The sequence below is a fragment of the Hymenobacter sp. CRA2 genome (genome assembly GCF_002007105.1).
Taxonomy (GTDB): domain Bacteria; phylum Bacteroidota; class Bacteroidia; order Cytophagales; family Hymenobacteraceae; genus Solirubrum.
In genome coordinates this window covers 143,295-157,648 of sequence record NZ_MVBC01000011.1, presented here as the reverse complement: position 1 = coordinate 157,648, position 14,354 = coordinate 143,295, and the positions used below count along the sequence as shown (strand labels likewise).

The 14,354-nt window shown below is 64.4% G+C and carries 14 protein-coding genes; 1 reads left to right on the top strand and 13 read right to left on the bottom strand.

Translation table 11 applies throughout. The features are described from left to right. Window positions 1–2: 2 nt before the first annotated feature. The 10 genes from B0919_RS17480 to hisG all read right to left on the bottom strand — a co-directional run bounded on the left by B0919_RS17480 (window position 3) and on the right by hisG (window position 9,188). Window positions 3–716, bottom strand: coding sequence for a lipid-A-disaccharide synthase N-terminal domain-containing protein (locus B0919_RS17480; RefSeq protein ID WP_078013573.1), 714 nt, complete (start codon window positions 714–716; stop codon window positions 3–5). A 15-nt stretch (window positions 717–731) separates the two neighbouring features. Beyond that, window positions 732–1,484: a glycosyltransferase gene (locus B0919_RS17475; protein WP_078013572.1), complete on the bottom strand. Its 753-nt coding sequence runs from the start codon at window positions 1,482–1,484 to the stop codon at window positions 732–734. A gap of 282 nt (window positions 1,485–1,766) precedes the next feature. Further along, a complete protein-coding gene (gene hisIE, locus B0919_RS17470) occupies window positions 1,767–2,408 on the bottom strand; it encodes a bifunctional phosphoribosyl-AMP cyclohydrolase/phosphoribosyl-ATP diphosphatase HisIE (protein ID WP_078013571.1) in 642 nt (213 codons plus the stop codon). 75 nt (window positions 2,409–2,483) lie between these two features. Further along, window positions 2,484–3,242 (bottom strand): imidazole glycerol phosphate synthase subunit HisF, encoded by a 759-nt coding sequence (gene hisF, locus B0919_RS17465; protein WP_078013570.1) that lies wholly within the window; start codon window positions 3,240–3,242, stop codon window positions 2,484–2,486. Window positions 3,243–3,278: 36 nt separating this feature from the next. Further along, entirely contained in the window at window positions 3,279–3,998 is a 720-nt protein-coding gene (gene hisA / locus B0919_RS17460) for a 1-(5-phosphoribosyl)-5-[(5-phosphoribosylamino)methylideneamino]imidazole-4-carboxamide isomerase (protein ID WP_078013569.1), read from the bottom strand. A 2-nt stretch (window positions 3,999–4,000) separates the two neighbouring features. Then, window positions 4,001–4,588 (bottom strand): imidazole glycerol phosphate synthase subunit HisH, encoded by a 588-nt coding sequence (hisH, locus tag B0919_RS17455; RefSeq protein WP_078013568.1) that lies wholly within the window; start codon window positions 4,586–4,588, stop codon window positions 4,001–4,003. A gap of 145 nt (window positions 4,589–4,733) precedes the next feature. Further along, window positions 4,734–5,837 carry a bifunctional histidinol-phosphatase/imidazoleglycerol-phosphate dehydratase HisB gene (hisB, locus tag B0919_RS17450; protein ID WP_078013567.1) on the bottom strand — a complete coding sequence of 368 codons (1,104 nt, stop codon included), beginning with the start codon at window positions 5,835–5,837 and terminating at the stop codon, window positions 4,734–4,736. 24 nt (window positions 5,838–5,861) lie between these two features. Beyond that, on the bottom strand, window positions 5,862–6,911 hold the full coding sequence (gene hisC, locus B0919_RS17445; RefSeq protein WP_078013566.1) for a histidinol-phosphate transaminase: 1,050 nt from the start codon (window positions 6,909–6,911) through the stop codon (window positions 5,862–5,864). Between the two features lie 83 nt (window positions 6,912–6,994). Then, window positions 6,995–8,290, bottom strand: a complete 1,296-nt coding sequence (gene hisD / locus B0919_RS17440; RefSeq protein ID WP_078013565.1) for a histidinol dehydrogenase — start codon at window positions 8,288–8,290, stop codon at window positions 6,995–6,997. Window positions 8,291–8,336: 46 nt separating this feature from the next. Continuing rightward, a complete protein-coding gene (gene hisG / locus B0919_RS17435) occupies window positions 8,337–9,188 on the bottom strand; it encodes an ATP phosphoribosyltransferase (protein WP_078013564.1) in 852 nt (283 codons plus the stop codon). A gap of 497 nt (window positions 9,189–9,685) precedes the next feature. Between hisG and B0919_RS17430 the strand changes: the two genes are divergently transcribed. Continuing rightward, entirely contained in the window at window positions 9,686–10,546 is an 861-nt protein-coding gene (locus tag B0919_RS17430) for a DUF2911 domain-containing protein (protein WP_078013563.1), read from the top strand. A gap of 100 nt (window positions 10,547–10,646) precedes the next feature. On the opposite strand, the gene B0919_RS17425 is transcribed toward B0919_RS17430, so the two are convergent. The 3 genes from B0919_RS17425 to B0919_RS17415 form a co-directional block, all read right to left on the bottom strand. Beyond that, window positions 10,647–13,169, bottom strand: a complete 2,523-nt coding sequence (locus tag B0919_RS17425; RefSeq protein ID WP_078013562.1) for a TonB-dependent receptor — start codon at window positions 13,167–13,169, stop codon at window positions 10,647–10,649. Then, a complete protein-coding gene (gene rpe, locus B0919_RS17420) occupies window positions 13,169–13,867 on the bottom strand; it encodes a ribulose-phosphate 3-epimerase (RefSeq protein ID WP_078013561.1) in 699 nt (232 codons plus the stop codon). Before rpe ends, B0919_RS17425 begins: the two co-directional genes overlap by 1 nt. Before the next feature lie 160 nt (window positions 13,868–14,027). Then, window positions 14,028–14,348 (bottom strand): hypothetical protein, encoded by a 321-nt coding sequence (locus B0919_RS17415; protein WP_139362211.1) that lies wholly within the window; start codon window positions 14,346–14,348, stop codon window positions 14,028–14,030. Between the last annotated feature and the right edge of the window lie 6 nt (window positions 14,349–14,354).

The window sequence follows — 14,354 nt, the reverse complement described above, 5'->3', positions numbered from 1 at the left end:
CATTAGCGCGGCTGCAGCGGCGGTACTTTTTCAGCGGCCGCCTCCAGCACGGGCGGCAAGCCCGCCGCTACCTGCTGGGCCTGCCGGCGCAGTTCGCGGCGCAGCAAGACAATGTTGCGGGCGTACACCACAGTGCCGAAGACGTTGCCCAAGATCAGGACCTTGTCCATGGGCTGACGCAGAAAAGCGTAGGCCAGGATGAGGACCGAGCCCACCAGGCTCACCACCCAGAAGCTCAGCGGCAGCACCGATTCGCCTTTGCGCTCGGAGTAAATCCACTGGTAGACGAAGCGCAGCAGGAAGATGGTCTGGCCAACGGCCCCGAGCACCAGCACCCCGCCGGGAATGCGGTTGCGCAGCATCTGCTGCAGGCTGAAGTGCTGGTTGCCGACCACAAACCACGCCAGCACCGCCAGCGGGAACACGTAGGCGCCGGCCCGAAACCAGGCGTTGAGCTTGCGCCACTCGCCCAGCAGCTGCAGGTTGCGGATGTAGATGGCGTAGCTGATGATCTGGGCGGCCAGAATCACCGGGTCGTGGCGCAGCATGCCGTAGATGATCATCAGCAGCGACGAGACCAGGCTGATCTGCCAGAACAAGGTGGGCACCAGCACGCGCTTGGCCCGCTCGCTCTGCACCCACTGCAGCACGATGCGGCTGGAAAACAGCAGCTGCGAGGTCAGGCCGATGAGCAGGGCAACGGTTTCAACGTTCATAGCGACGGGCCGGCCTTACGCCGCGGAATGGTGGTGCTTCTCCCCGATTTCGTAGTTCTTCCAGCGCGAACGAATCCAGCGGTAGCCGAAGGTATCAACCAGGGGCTTCCAGAGGCGGTTCCAGAGGTTGTACTTGGCCGTGCCGGCAAAGCGCGGAAAGTGCCGCACGGGCAGCTGCTTCACCTTGCCGCCCTGCAGCTGTACCAGGGCGCCCAGGAAGCGGTGCATGCCGTGAAAGAGCGGTATGCGGCGCGCGTACTCGGTCTTGAGGATTTTCAGCGGGCAGCCCGTATCCACGATGCCGTCGTTGATCATCAGGCGGCGGAAGTTGTTGGCAATTTTCGAGGAGAACAGCTTCACGGCCGAATCCTGGCGCTTGGCCCGGATGCCGGTGACCATGTCGTACTCGGGGAAGAACCGCAGCAGCTCCACGAAGTCCATGGGCGTGGTCTGGATATCCGAGTCGATGTAGCCCACCAAGGTGCCGCGGGCATGGTCGATGCCGGCTTTGATGGCCGTGCTCAGGCCGCGGTTCTGGGCCAGGGAGATAAACTCGTAGCGCGAATCCCGGCGGCAAATCTCGCGCATGAGGCCCAGCGAGCCGTCGGTGGAACCGTCGTTGACGAAGAGCACCGTGGTGGCCACCGGGGCCGTTTCCAGGTACTTGTTCATTTCGACCACAAACTGCGGCAGGCTTTCTTCCTCGTTGTACACGGGCACGAGGACGGTCAGCGACTGGGTGGCCAGGTAACGGGTGTTGTCAGACATAGAAAATTTAAACGGCGCGCAAGGTAGGCAGGATTTCAGGTCCCTGCCTGCCGCTCTACGCCCAGCCCGTACCGAGGTTGGCAGGCGGACGCTACAGCTGGGCTTGCCTTGCATCGAAACCCGCAGACCGCGCCGTTGTTTTAGCCGGTTACACCCCGTGGCTTTACGTACAGGCTCCCGCTTGCCCCATGGTGACAGTCACCGGGCCGGGAGTTGCACAAGAAAGCCCGGAGCAGCTTGGCTGTTCCGGGCTTTCTGCTTTGGCGCACCAGGGCAGCCCTACTACTCCCGCCGCGTCCCGGCGGAAATGGTGCTGTGGCGCTGGCGCAGCACCTGCACCACGTCGTCGATGGTCAGGCCCGAGGCCGTGAGCAGCACCAGCAGGTGATACAGCAGATCGGCAGCTTCGCCTTTTAAGCCCTCCGTATTGCCGGCTACGGCGTCGATAACGGTTTCCACGGCCTCCTCACCCACTTTCTGGGCAATTTTGGGCATGCCCTTCTGAAACAGCTTTACCGTGTAAGAATTGGGCTCCTCGCCCGGCTGCTGCTGCCGGCGCTGTACCAGACGCTCCAGCTCGGCCAGAAAGCTTATCGGCGCCGTGGGCAGGGCCGTTTGCGCAGGTTGCTCGAAGCAACTCACGGTGCCGCGGTGGCAGGTGGGGCCGTCGGGGCGGGCGCGGATGAGCAGCGCGTCCTCGTCGCAGTCCGGGTGCAGGCTGACCACCGTCAGGTAATGGCCGCTGGTTTCGCCCTTGGTCCAGAGGCGGTTCTTAGAGCGGGAAAAGAAGGTGACGCGTCCCTCCTGCTCGGTTTTGCGCAGCGCCTCCTCGTTTACGTAGCCCAGCATCAGCACCTGGCCCGTATCGGCGTCCTGCACCACGGCCGGAATCAGGCCGCCCATTTTGTCAAAGTCGAAAGTCATTGGGGTTGTCCGTTGGGGTGTCCGTTGTCAGTTTGTTCCGGCTGCTGTTACTGCCCCCAACTGACAACTAGCAACTCAGATTCGTACCGGCACGCCGGCCTGGCGCAGGTGTTGCTTCAGGTCCAGAATGCCGATTTCGCCGAAGTGGAAGATACTCGCGGCCAGCCCGGCGTCGGCTTTGGCCTGCTGGAAGACGTCGGTGAAGTGCTCCATGCGGCCGGCCCCGCCCGAGGCAATGACGGGCACCGTCACGGCCTGGCACACGGCCCCGGTCACGTCCAGCGCAAAGCCGTCCTTGGTGCCGTCGTGGCTCATGGAGGTCAGCAGCAGCTCGCCGGCGCCGCGCTCGGCCGCCTCGCGGCACCAGGCCACGGCGTCGCGCCCGGTGGCCTGGGTACCGGCGCGGGTATACACCTGCCAGCCGGTTTCGGGCGTGTGGCGCGCATCCACGGCCACCACAATGCACTGGGAGCCGAAGCGGCGGGCCAGCTCGTCGATCAGCTCCGGCGTGTGCAGCGCGGCCGAATTGAGGGAGACTTTATCGGCCCCGTTGAGCAGCAGGGCTTCCACGTCCGCCACGGCCCCGATGCCGCCGCCCACGGTAAAGGGAATGTCCAGCTCGCGGGCCACGTCGCGCACCAGGGCTACCAGCGTCTGGCGTTTCTGGTTGGTGGCGGTGATGTCGAGAAAGACCAGCTCGTCGGCGCCTTGCCGGGCGTACTGGGCGGCCAGGGCCACCGGGTCGCCCGCGTCGCGCAGGCCCTCAAAGCGCACGCCTTTCACGGTGCGGCCGTCCTTCACGTCGAGGCAAGGAATGATGCGTTTGGTGAGCATCCTAAGGGGTTCACGGTTGGAATGAGAGTTCAGGGGCTACGCCACGAAGCGCTGCAGGTCCGTCAGGCTGATGGTGCCCTCGTAAATGGCCTTGCCGATGATGGCGCCGTGCAGGCCGGCCTGCGCCAGGGCTTCCACGTCGCCGATGGTGGTGACGCCGCCGCTGGCCACCAGCTGAGCGGCGGGCAGTTGCTGGCGCAGTTCCTGGTACGAGCCCAGCGCGGGCCCCTGCAACTTGCCGTCCTTGCTCACATCGGTGCACACGAAGGTGGTAGCGCCCGCAGCCAGGTAGGCCTCCACGAACTCGCGCAGCGTCCGCTCCGATTGCTCGGCCCAGGCGTTGATGGCAATATGGTTGTCGCGAAAATCGGCGCCCACAATGATGCGCTCCGCTCCGAAGCTCTGCAGCCAGCCCTGCACCGTCTGCGGCTCGCGCACGGCGATGCTGCCAGCCGTAATCTGGGCCGCCCCCGCGTCGAAGGCGCTGCGCACGGCTTGCTCGGTTTGCAGGCCGCCGCCGAAGTCGATGACCAGGCTGGTGTGGCGGGCAATGCGCTCGAGCACGGGCAGGTTGACGGGCTGCTTGGCGCGGGCTCCGTCAAGGTCGACTAGGTGCAGCCGGCGCAGGCCGTGCTGCTCGAAGCGCTGGGCCACGGCCAGCGGATCGGAGTCGTAGGTGGTTTGCTGGGCAAAGTCGCCCTCGGTCAGGCGCACGCACTGGCCGCCGATCAGGTCAATGGCGGGAATGATTTCCATGCTTACAGGCTGAGGAAGTTCTGAAGGATGCGCGTGCCCACCGGCCCGCTTTTCTCGGTGTGAAACTGCACGGCGTAGAAGTTCTGGTGCTGCACGGCCGCGCTGAAGGGCGCCGGGTACGCGCCCTGGGCAATGGTGTACTCGCCCACCGGCGCGTAGTAGCTGTGCACGAAGTACACGTAGTCTTCCTCGCGCAGGCCCTCGAACAAGGGCGTCCGCAGCTGCTGCAAGGTATTCCAGCCCATGTGCGGCACCTTGTGCTCTGGGTCGGGTGCGAAGCGCTTTACCGCGAAGGGCAGAATGCCCAGCAATTCCGTATCACCTTCTTCGCTGTGCTGGCCGAGCAGCTGCATGCCCAGGCAGATGCCCAGGAAGGGCTGCGTGAGCGTGGGCAGCAGTTGGTCGAGTCCCTGCGCGCGCAACTCTCGCATGGCCGAAGCGGCTTCGCCTTCGCCGGGAAACAGCACCTTGTCGGCGCGGCGAATGTGCTCCGGGTCGGAGGTCAGCGTGGCCTGTACGCCGAGGCGCTCCAGGGCAAAGAGCACCGACTGCACGTTGCCGCCTTTGTAATCAATGACTGCTATATCCATTTCGTCAATGAGCTTGTTTATACAAATGTTTTAAGACTGAGTAATTGCCGGCTTGCCTTTTTGATTGCCCGGATAGGCTTGCCCAACCTTGCCCAAGAAGGTTTAAGCCGGCATTTACTCATTTGTTAAAACATTTGTATAAACACTACAGAACTCCTTTGGTGCTAGGTATTTCCATCTTCGCCGCGTCGCGCTGCAAGGCCATCTTACTGGCCTTGGCTACGGCCTTAAAGATGGCCTCGATCTTGTGATGCTCGTTGTCGCCCTCGCACTTGATGTTGAGGTTGCAGCGGGCAGCATCCGAGAAGCTTTTAAAGAAATGGTAAAACATTTCGGTCGGCATGTCGCCTACTTTCTCGCGCTTGAATTCGGCTTCCCACACCAGCCACGGCCGGCCCGAAAAATCAATAGCGGCCTGCGCTAGGGCGTCGTCCATCGGCAGCAGGAAACCGTAGCGAGCCAGGCCGCGCTTATCCCCCAGGGCCTGCGTGAAAGCTTCGCCGATGGCAATGGCGGTGTCCTCAATGGTGTGGTGCTCGTCGATGTGCAGGTCACCTTGTACTTCCACCAGCATATCCACGCCGCTGTGCTTGGCCAGCTGATCGAGCATGTGGTCAAAAAAACCGAGGCCGGTTTTTATGCTGTGCTTGCCGCTGCCGTCGAGGTTCAGCTCGACGCGAATTTTCGTTTCGTTGGTGTCGCGTTGTACCACGGCCTTGCGCGCGGGCAGGCGCAGAAACTGGTAGATGGCTTCCCAGCTGGTAGTAGTCAGCGCAGCGCGCTCATCGGTAAGCTCGTCGCTGATGAGAATGGACTGGCAGCCAAGGTTCGCCGCCAGCTGCACGTCGGTGAGCCGGTCGCCGAGCACAAAGGAGTTCGGCAGGTCGTAGCCGTTGGCCGGATCGAGGTACCGGCCGAGCATGCCGAGGCCGGGCTTGCGGGTCGGCAGGTTTTCGTGGGCGAAGCTGCGGTCGACGAGGCTGGCGGCAAACGCCACCCCTTCCCCGCGCAGGATGTCGAACATCAAATTCTGCGTGGGCCAGAAGGTGTCTTCGGGAAACGAGGCGGTGCCGAGGCCGTCCTGGTTGGTCACCAGCACCAGCTCGTAGTCCAGCTCGCGGGCAATGCGCGCCAGACCGGTGATGGCGCCGGGCAGAAACTGAAACTTCTCGAACGAATCGACCTGCTGGCTGGGCTGCGGCTCCACGAGGATGGTCCCGTCGCGGTCGATGAAGAGTACTTTTTTCATGAAGGCAAGAATGACGAGGTCGGGCTAGCGCGGATACTGCTGCAGCGCGGCCAGGAGTTGTTGGTTTTCGGCCGGCGTACCCACGGTCAGGCGCAGGCAGCCGGCGCAGCCGGGTTGCGTCGTGCGGTTGCGCACCACGATGCCTTGGCTCAGCAGGTATTCATACACGGCCGTGGCATCGGGGCGGAAACGCGCGAGCAGGAAGTTGGCGTCGGACGGAAAGACCTCCGCCACAACATCCAGCTTCGGCAGCTCGGCCTGCAGCCAGTCGCGGCCCAGCAGCAGCTCCTGGCGCATCAGCTCAAACCGCTCCTGGTCGCGCAGGCCGGCCAACGCGTGCTGCTGCGTGGCTTCCGAGATGTTGTAGGGCGGCTTGATCTTGTTCAAGTAGCCAATCAGCTCCGGCGAGGCAAAGGCCATGCCCAGGCGCAGCCCGGCCAGGCCCCAGGCCTTGGAGAAAGTTTGCAGCACCACCAGGTTGGCAAACTCCCCCAGCCGCGTGGTCCAGCTACGGGCCGTGGCAAAATCGATGTAGGCCTCATCGACCACCACCAGGCCGCCGAAGCCGCGCAGGATGCGCTCCACCGCGTCCTGGTGCAGCAGGTTGCCGGTGGGGTTATTCGGCGAGCAGAGAAAGATGAGCTTGGCCGACGAGGCCAACACCTTAGTAATAGCCTCTTCCGACAGCTGAAAATCGGCCGTCAGCGGGACGCGCTCAATGGCCACGTCGTTGAGGTTGGCCGCCACTTCGTACATGCCGTAGGTGGGCGGCAGAATCAGGATGCTGTCCTGGCCCGGCACGCAGGTCAGGCGCAGCAGCAGGTCAATGGCTTCGTCGGAGCCGTTGCCCAGGAAAATTTGCGCGGGCTGTACCTGTTTGAGCCGGGCTATTTCGGCCTTCACCGCGCGCTGCAGCGGATCGGGGTAGCGGTTGAAGGCTTCGGGCCCGACGGACCCGAGGCTGTTTTCGTTGGCGTCGAGCATCACCTGCGCCGTGCCCTGGAATTCGTCGCGGGCCGAGGCGTAGGGTTTCATGGCCCGCACATTGGGCCGGATGAGCTGTTCGAGGTTCATGGAATAGAAGGAAGAATGCGGATGGAGGAAGGAAGAATGCTGTGAACCACCAGGGGCCGACTCAGGAGCCGGTTGCTCCGTCTTCATTCCTCATTCTTCATTGCCGCCAGCCGCAGCGTAACGGCGCGGGCGTGGGCGCGCAGGCCTTCGGCTTCGGCCATGATTTCCACCACCGGCCCGAGCGTGCGCAGCCCCGCCGGCGTGATGCGCTGGAAAGTGATTTTCTTCAGAAACGAGTCGAGCGACACGCCGCTGTAGTTGCGGGCGTAGCCGTTGGTGGGCAGCGTGTGATTGGTGCCCGACGCGTAGTCGCCGGCGGCCTCGGGCGTGAGGTGCCCCAGAAACACCGAGCCGGCGCTGGTCACGCCCGCGGCCAGCTCGTCGGCATTGGCCACGGCCAGAATCAGGTGCTCGGGCGCGTACTGATTCGAGAACTGCAGCATTTCCTCGGCCGAGCTGAGCAGAATGGCGCGGCTTTCGCGCAGGGCCAGGGCGGCCACTTCCTGCCGGGGCAGCTCAAGGAGCTGGCGCTGCACTTCGGCCGTTACCTGTTCCAGCACCGCCGCCGAATTGGAGAGCAGCACCACCTGCGAGTCCGGACCGTGCTCGGCCTGGCTCAGCAGATCGGCGGCCACAAACACCGGGTTGGCGGTTTCGTCGGCTATGACCAGCACTTCCGACGGCCCGGCCGGCATGTCGATGGCCACGCCGCGCTGGGCGGCCAGCTGCTTGGCGGCCGTCACGTAGCGGTTGCCCGGCCCGAAGATTTTATCGACGGCCGGCACCGACTCCGTACCACCAGTCAGGGCGGCCACGGCCTGGGCCCCGCCGGCTTTCACCACCTGGGTGATGCCCAGCAGCGCGGCCGTAAACAGAATGACGGAGTTGACGCTGCCGTCCTTGGCGGGCGGCGTGCACAGCACCACTTCGGGGCAACCGGCCAGCCGGGCGGGCACGCCCAGCATCAGCAGGGTACTGAACAGCGGTGCCGTGCCGCCCGGAATGTACAGGCCCACGCGCTGCACGGGCACGGCGCGGCGCCAGCACTCCACGCCGGGCATGGTTTCCAGGCGCAATTCGGCCTCGCGCTGCGCGGCGTGGAATCGTTCGATGTTCTGGCGGGCCTGCCGGATAGCGGCCTGCAATTCGGCGGGCACCTGCGCCGCCGCGGCGGCTAGTTCCTCGGCCGAGACCAACAAGCTGTCGAGTTGGGCTCCGTCGAGCTCAGCGGCGTAGTGGCGCAGGGCCTCGTCGCCGCGCTGGCGCACGTCGTCGAAGATGGCGCGTACCCGTTCTTCTACCTGCCGGGCTTCCTGCTGCGCGGGCCGCTGCTGCAGGGCGGGCCACTCCGCCGGGGCGGGATATGGGATGATTTGCATCGATCTAAGGTCCTGAGGGGCTACGGAAATAGCAGCCCGGTAAGATTTAGGCAATCATCTTTTCAATCGGCAGCACCAGAATGCCTTCGGCGCCGACGGCCTTGAGCTGGTCGGTGATGTGCCAGAAGTCATCTTCATTCACCACCGACTGCACCGACACCCAGCCTTCCTCGGCCAACGGCGTCACCGTCGGCGACTTGATGCCGGGCAGCAGGGCCTTCACGGCGTCGAGCGCAGCCAGCGGGGCGTTGAGCAGGATGTACTTGTTGCGGCGGGCGCGGCGCACGGCCTGCATGCGGAAGCGCAGCTGATCCAGCAGCTGCTGCTTATCGGGGGCCAGCTGCTGGTTGGCAATGAGCACGGCTTCGGAGCGAAACACGGTTTCCACCTCGCGCAGGCCGTTGCCGAGCAACGTGGAGCCCGACGAGACAATGTCGCAGATGGCGTCGGCCAGGCCAATGCTCGGCGCAATTTCCACCGAGCCGCTGATGGTGTGCAGCTGGGCCCGTACGCCCTGCCCGGCCAGGTAGTTGCCCAGAATCTGCGGGTACGAGGTAGCAATGTTCTTGCCCTGCAGATCGGCCACCGACCCATAAGCCTCGCCGCGCGGAATGGCCAGCGACAGGCGGCACCTGCTGAAGCCCAGCGGCTCGACTTCGAGCTGGGGCAGCCCGGCTTCGACGAGCACGTTCTGGCCCACGATGCCGAGGTCGGCGACACCGTCCTGCACGTAGCCGGGGATGTCGTCGTCGCGCAGGAACAGGATTTCGAGGGGGAAGTTGGTCGCTTCGGTTTTGAGCTTGTAGGAGCTGCTCAGGAAACCAATGCCGCATTCGCGGATGAGGGCGAGGGAGTCCTCGCTCAAACGACCAGATTTCTGGATGGCCAGACGAATCATGGGAAAGGGAATAATCGGGAACCGGTGCCAGCCGCCACAAGCGGGCCGCGCACCGAAAAAAACATCATCAAACAGGGGGCCGGCGGAGCTGCCTTGAGCAGCGAAAACCAAAACCAGCGGGGCGAAACGTAGGTTCGGACCGTAGCCGAACGCCTATACGTGATTATTCCTCTCCCGGGGAGGAATGGTGGTGATGATGTCCGGCATGACCAGCTGCGGCGGCCCAGTGCGGGGCGGCCGGCAAGCTCAAAAAGCGCAACGAGGCGACTAGGGTCATGCGGGTGAAGGGGAATTCTTGCGGGCAAAGGTACACAACGGAACGATTTTCGCAAATCAACCCGCTGAATCGCCCTTTGTTCGCAAATCGGCCCGGCGCGCCAGCCCCGGCCGGGGCGCCACATGATGATGTGAATTAAACCCCGACCGGCCCGGGCTGTCGTACCTTGGCACTTTTCCGCCGCACCGAGTCGTTAGCTCCTCACCCATTGCCCCCGCCTATGCCCCGTCTGCTTTGCTTCGTTCTGCTCTGTTTCCTTGGTTTCGGCGCCGCCCGGGCCCAGCAGTTTGCCATGCCTCAGGCCAGCCCGCACGCCGTGGTTACCCAGACCATCGGCCTAACGGACGTCACGGTGGACTACCACACGCCGGGCGTGAAAAACCGCAAGGTTTGGGGCCAGTTGGTGCCGTATGAGCAGGTATGGCGGGCCGGCGCCAACGAAAACACCCTGATTACCTTCTCCGATTCCGTGCGCATCGGCGGCAAGGCCGTGCCGGCCGGCAAGTACTCGGTGTACGTGCTGCCCTCGGCCGACCACGACTGGCAGTTTATCCTCAACAAGGTCACCACCCACTGGGGCAGCGAAGGCTACGACCCGAAGGACGACCTGATCCGGGTGCCGGTGCTGCCGGAGCAGGCGCCCATGCACGAGACGCTGAACTACTGGTTTTCGGACGTGCGCCAAAGCGCGGCCCGCCTGAACCTGTCGTGGGAGGAAAAAACCATTTCGGTGCTGATCCGCACCAACGTCAACGCCAAGGTGCTGGCTAGCATGAAGGCCGCCGTGGAAAAAGCCCCCGCCGACCCGCAGCTGCTGGCCCAGGCCGCCGATTACCTCATCCAGAACCAAATTGAAGCCGAGCTGGCGCTGAAGTACATCAACCGCGCCATCGAGCTGAACGACAGCTACACCAACAACTGGCTCAAAGCGCGCCTGATGGCCCAGAAAGAGGATTACCTCTCGGCCATCGAAAGCGCCCGCCGCGCCATCAAGCTCGGCGACAAGGACGACGACACCTTCAAGCACCAGCTGCCGGGCATGAAACTGGCCCTGACGCAGTGGCAATCCAAAGCCTATTAGGAGCCTTTGGGCGGCCTGCTACGTAGCAGCCGGGCGCTAACGAGCGAGGCCCCACCGAAGTCATTCGGCGGGGCCTCGCTGCTTTTTATCCGTTCAGCGGCTAGAAGCGCCCGATCAGGCGTAGGTTGACCACGCGCTGCGACAGGTAGTTCGGAATGCCGTAGGTGGCCCCGTTCAGGTCCTGCACGTAGCTGTAGCCGGCCACGTTGTTGGCCGCCAACACGTTCAGCACTTCCAAGCCAATCCAGAGGCTTTCGGGCTGGTAGAACTTTCGGCCCTGGTCGTTGCGCAGGCTGAGCACCTTCGAGAAACCCAGGTCCACGCGCTTGTAGCTGCGGGTGAGTTTGCTGGTGCCGCGCAGCTCCGGCAGGCTGGGCGGGCTGAAGGGCAGGCCCGTGCCAAACACGAAGTTCACGTAGCCGCGCACCGAGGGGTTGTTCGGCAGGTGGTCCTGGAAGAAGATACCCAGGTTCAGGCGCTGGTCCGAAGGCCGGCGGATGTAGCCCTTTTCTTTTTTGCCGATGGGCTGACCGTCGGCGTCCAGCACCGTGAGCGAGTCGCCGCGCAGGTTTTCGCGGGTAGTGAGCACGCCCAGGCTAAACCACGACTCGGCCCCGCGCACAAACTCCCCGCTGATGCGCGCATCGACGCCCGCCGCGTAGGCCGTGGCCAGGTTCTGGGCGAAGTAACGCAACCGCACGTTGTCCACGTCGTAGGGAATCACGTCGGTGAGGTACTTGTAGTAGGCCTCGCCGGTAAGCTGAAATGGCCGTCCCCAGTAGTTGAAGCGGTACTCCGTCCCGGCGATGAAGTGCAGGGAGCGTTGGGCCCGCAACTCGGGGTTGAGCACGCCTTGCTGGTTGCGCAGCTCCCGGTAAAACGGCGGCTGGTAGTACACGCCGGTGGCAGCTTTGTAGGACAGGCGCGGGCTGCGCCGCGAGCGGGCCGCAAACTGCACCCGCGGACTCACCGTCAGTTGCCCGTTCAGCGACCAGTAGTGCAGGCGCACGCCGTAGGTCAGCGTCTTGAGCGAATCCAGCCGCCAGGTGTGCTGCCCGTAGCCCTGCACGCGCGAGGAAGTCAGGTCCAGGTCGGTACGCAGGCGCGTCTGCCGCTGGGTGGGCACGTAATCGGCCGAGTCGACGAAGGTGTATTCGTCGAGGCGGTCATCGATGTGCTCCCGGCCGGCTTTCACCCCGAAGCGCAACTCGTGGCGCGGCGTTGGGTTGTAGGTGGTGCGGGCCTCCACGGTGCCGATCCAGGCGGCCAGGCGGTTGCGCGAATGGTCGAAGCGCGAACCTACGTCGCGCTGACGCACGGGCTGGTTGTAGCCTTCCGTACCCGGTACGCGGTTGATGTCGGCCAGGCGGTAAGCCGCTTCCACGTCGCGCAGCTCGTACTCACGCGTCAGCACGCCGCCCCCGATCAGCTCTGCGGTGACCTTGGGCGAAAAGTGGTGCGTCAGGTTCAGCCCGCCCTGGTAGGTGTCGTACTGCATCCGCTCGTGGCCGTCGTAGTAGATGAACAGCCGCTGAAACTGGTTGGTCCCGGTGCTGAACGTAACCTGGCCCGACTGCGGGGCGAAGCGGTAGTTGTTGTGCGCAACCGTGGCCAGCAGCCCCAGGCTGGTGCGCTGCAGATCGTCCTTGGGGCCCAAGCCGGCGCGCACGTACAGCTGCCCGTCGGCAAAGGTGGGGTTGTAGGCCCCGCTTTGCTGCTTCAAGGAGCGCAGCACGTACTGCGCGTTTTTGTAGCGCACCCCGGCCAGGTAGCTGATGCGCCCGGATTTGGAGGCGTTTTCCAGGCTCAGCGAGCCGCCTACCAAGCTGGCCGTGGCCGTCACAGCCCGGCGCGTGGGCTGCTTGTACTCGATGTTGAGCACCGACGAGAGCTTGTCGCCGAAGCGCGGCTGCCAGCCGCCGGAGGCAAACTCTACTTTATCGACCAGATCGGGATTGACGAAGCTCAGGCCTTCCTGCTGCGCCTGCGTGACCAGGAAGGGTCGGTAAATCTCAATGCCGTTGACGTAAACCAGGTTTTCGTCGTAGTTGCCGCCGCGCACCGAGTAAGTACTCGTCAGTTCGTTGGTCGACTGTACGCCGGGCAGCGTCTTCAGAATGGCGCTAAAGTCCCCGAAAGTCGAGGGAATTTCCTTGGCCGTGCGCGGGTCGAGGGTAATGAGGCTGACCTGCTCGCGGGTGTCCACGTCGCGCTGCCCGCGCACGGTCACGTTGCCGAGGGCGCGGGCGCTGGCCTGCAGCTCCACGTTCAGCTCGGCGCGGCCGTCGGCCAGCTCGCGAGCCGTGAGGGTGCGGCGGACGGTGGCGTAGCCCAGGCGCTGCACCACCAGCACCAGCGGGCCATCGGCGGCCGAACGGGCAATGCTCAGGCGGAAGCGGCCGTTTTCGTCGGTGTTCGTGCCGGCGCTAAGGCCTTCCACGGCCACGGCGGCTTGCTCCACAGCTTTGCCGTCGGCGTCGCGGACGGTGCCGCGCAATTCCACCCGGCCGGCCGCGGGCTGCTGGGCCACGGCGGCCACGGGTACGACCAGGCTGGCCGCGGGCAGCAGCAGGCAGCCGCGCAGCGTGACCACCGGCCAGAACAAGGTGCGACGACGGGCCATTAACGCGCGGCGGGAATAATCGTCGAGAGTTGGGCGCGCAGCTCGGCCAGCGTGGCCACCGGGTCGGGGGCGTTGAAGACGAAGGAACCGGCCACCAGCACGTCGGCACCGGCTTCCACCAGCGGCAGGGCCGTTTGCTCGTTCACGCCGCCGTCTACTTCAATCAGGGCCGCCGAACCGCAGTCAAGCAGCAGCTCCTTCAGGTCGGCCACTTTCTGCAGGGTGTGCGGAATGAAGCTCTGCCCCCCGAAACCCGGGTTGACGGACATCACGCACACCAAATCCAGGTCGGCCGCAATGTCCTGCAGCATCAGCACGGGCGTATGTGGGTTCAGGGCCACGCCGGCGCGGCAGCCCAGCTTCTTGATCTGCTCAATGACGCGGTGCAGGTGCGGGCAGGCCTCGTAGTGCACGGTAATGTTCTCGGCCCCGGCGTCGCGAAAAGCCTCCAGGTAATGCTGCGGTTCTTCGATCATCAAATGCACGTCGAGCGGCTGGCGGGCGTGGCGGTGAATGGCCTGCAGCACCGGGATGCCAAACGAGATGTTGGGCACGAAGCGGCCGTCCATGATGTCGCAGTGCAGCCAGTCGGCGGCGCTGCCGGCGAGGCGCTCCGTCTCGGCTTGCAGGTTGGCAAAATCAGCCGCCAGCAGCGACGGGGCCAGCAGCGGCGTGATGCGAGGGGTAGAAGAACTCATGCCGCGAAGTTAAGCAGGTTCACAGGTGAATGGCTACGGCGTAGCGTTTTGCTAACACGCCGGGGCGGCGGGCGGTGCCGCCGGCCGGAACGGCCGCGCCCAGCCGCCGACGTAACGGCAACCGGGCGCGGGTATTGTGAGCAAAAAACGCTGGTTGAGCTTATTCGGCCTTCTTCCAGGCTTGCCAGTCCAGCTCGCCCGATTCGCGGCGGCGCAGAAACACGGTCTGGTCGTCGCGCTGCATTTTGCCGAAGGTTACGTCGCCGCGGCAATCGAGGCATTTGACGGAGGTGTACTTGAATTTGTCCTGGGCCACGCGCGACGACAAATCGAGGTTGTCGGAGCCACACAGGCCGCAGGCGGCCACGTCGGGGAAGCTCAGCCGGTCGTATTCGGCCACGACTTCGTGGAACGTAGCGCCGCTGACGGTGAAATGGAACTGGCGGCGGCCAATTCGCTTGGTGGTCATCAGTTGGAGCATGATGCT

Coding starts and splice junctions, on each gene's coding strand:
- B0919_RS17425 (WP_078013562.1), bottom strand. CDS start 13,169: ATGGCCCGTCGTCGCACCTTGTTCTGGCCGGTGGTCACGCTGCGCGGC.
- rpe (WP_078013561.1), bottom strand. CDS start 13,867: ATGAGTTCTTCTACCCCTCGCATCACGCCGCTGCTGGCCCCGTCGCTG.
- B0919_RS17480 (WP_078013573.1), bottom strand. CDS start 716: ATGAACGTTGAAACCGTTGCCCTGCTCATCGGCCTGACCTCGCAGCTG.
- hisB (WP_078013567.1), bottom strand. CDS start 5,837: ATGAAAAAAGTACTCTTCATCGACCGCGACGGGACCATCCTCGTGGAG.
- B0919_RS17430 (WP_078013563.1), top strand. CDS start 9,686: ATGCCCCGTCTGCTTTGCTTCGTTCTGCTCTGTTTCCTTGGTTTCGGC.
- B0919_RS17415 (WP_139362211.1), bottom strand. CDS start 14,348: ATGCTCCAACTGATGACCACCAAGCGAATTGGCCGCCGCCAGTTCCAT.
- hisF (WP_078013570.1), bottom strand. CDS start 3,242: ATGCTCACCAAACGCATCATTCCTTGCCTCGACGTGAAGGACGGCCGC.
- B0919_RS17475 (WP_078013572.1), bottom strand. CDS start 1,484: ATGTCTGACAACACCCGTTACCTGGCCACCCAGTCGCTGACCGTCCTC.
- hisG (WP_078013564.1), bottom strand. CDS start 9,188: ATGATTCGTCTGGCCATCCAGAAATCTGGTCGTTTGAGCGAGGACTCC.
- hisH (WP_078013568.1), bottom strand. CDS start 4,588: ATGGATATAGCAGTCATTGATTACAAAGGCGGCAACGTGCAGTCGGTG.
- hisIE (WP_078013571.1), bottom strand. CDS start 2,408: ATGACTTTCGACTTTGACAAAATGGGCGGCCTGATTCCGGCCGTGGTG.
- hisD (WP_078013565.1), bottom strand. CDS start 8,290: ATGCAAATCATCCCATATCCCGCCCCGGCGGAGTGGCCCGCCCTGCAG.
- hisA (WP_078013569.1), bottom strand. CDS start 3,998: ATGGAAATCATTCCCGCCATTGACCTGATCGGCGGCCAGTGCGTGCGC.
- hisC (WP_078013566.1), bottom strand. CDS start 6,911: ATGAACCTCGAACAGCTCATCCGGCCCAATGTGCGGGCCATGAAACCC.